The organism is Falsirhodobacter sp. alg1 (assembly GCF_000739715.2).
Lineage (GTDB): Bacteria > Pseudomonadota > Alphaproteobacteria > Rhodobacterales > Rhodobacteraceae > Falsirhodobacter.
Genome location: NZ_BBJC02000023.1, coordinates 1 through 984 on the forward strand (window position 1 = coordinate 1; position 984 = coordinate 984).

Annotated in this window: 2 protein-coding genes and 2 pseudogenes; 3 read left to right on the forward strand and 1 reads right to left on the reverse strand. The window is 62.2% G+C overall.

The genetic code is table 11. The features are described from left to right. Positions 1-53 precede the first annotated feature (53 nt). The 3 genes and pseudogenes from TR36_RS16360 to TR36_RS16470 form a co-directional block, all read left to right on the forward strand. A pseudogene (locus tag TR36_RS16360) lies at positions 54-276 on the forward strand (tetrahydrofolate dehydrogenase/cyclohydrolase catalytic domain-containing protein); the annotation flags it as partial. Positions 277-291: 15 nt separating this feature from the next. Then, positions 292-348: pseudogene (locus TR36_RS16465) on the forward strand (hypothetical protein); the annotation flags it as partial. 106 nt (positions 349-454) lie between these two features. Further along, entirely contained in the window at positions 455-673 is a 219-nt protein-coding gene (locus tag TR36_RS16470) for an AbrB family transcriptional regulator (protein WP_370553445.1), read from the forward strand. On the opposite strand, the gene TR36_RS13885 is transcribed toward TR36_RS16470, so the two are convergent. Further along, positions 579-984: ABC transporter substrate-binding protein (locus TR36_RS13885; RefSeq protein WP_045393790.1), on the reverse strand; the 406-nt coding region annotated here is incomplete at its 5' end. The two genes, TR36_RS16470 and TR36_RS13885, sit on opposite strands and share 95 nt — an antisense overlap.

Consider the following 984-nt stretch of genomic DNA (forward strand, 5'->3'; position numbering starts at 1 on the left):
CCCTTGTGGTACCCGCCCGCTATGACGGGGCATCACGGCAATAGGGGAAATCTATGACGGCCACGATCATCGACGGAAAGGCTTTTGCCGCGCAGGTGCGCGCTCAGGTTACAANCCCATGTCGCCATGCTGAAGGAAAAGGGGATCGTGCCCGGCCTTGCGGTGGTTCTGGTCGGAAACGATCCCGCGTCGGATGTCTATGTCACCAGCAAGGGCAAGATGACGCGCGAAGTCGGGATGGAGGGGTTCGAGCATCGCCTGCCTGATACGACATCCCTGTTCATTCTGGGGGCTGCGGCAATATCGGGGGCCTGGATCGCAAAACGTCTGCGGTTTCCGGCGGCAGTCATGACGGGACCGATCCTGATGTCGGCATTGGTGCATGCCACGGGCCTGACCAGCGCCGTGCCCCCCGGTATGGGCGGTTTCGGTGACGCAGGTGATCGTGGGATGCATGCTGGGCGCGCGGTTCTCGGGCCTGCCGATGGGCCATATCGGCATGGCCATACGGCTCACGATTGTGAACGTCCTGTTCGGCCTCGGGGTGGCCTTTGTGTTTACCCGCGCGCTGGCGCATGTCATCGACCAGCCACCAGCCGCCATCTTTCTGGCCTTTGCCCCCGGCGGGGTGACAGAGATGAGGCATCTGCCAGAATCTCGTTCTGCTTGTTGAAAACCGAAATCCGGTGGTTCCAGATGGTCGAGGATTGCACCTCGAGCCCCGGCGCATTGGCTACAGCGCCGATCTGGTCCGGCGGCAGGTCGCAGGCAAAATCGTATTCACCCGACAGCAGGCCGTTCACGCGGCTTGCAACCTCGGGCACCTCGACAAAGCGGATCTGCTGCAGCGGCGGTGTACCACCCCAGTAATCATCAAAGGCTTCGAGGGTCAGGGATACATCGGGGCGGAAATCGGCGACGCGGTAGGGGCCTGTGGTAACGGGCTTCGAGGCCCATTCGGCATAACTGCCCGCCTCATCCCAT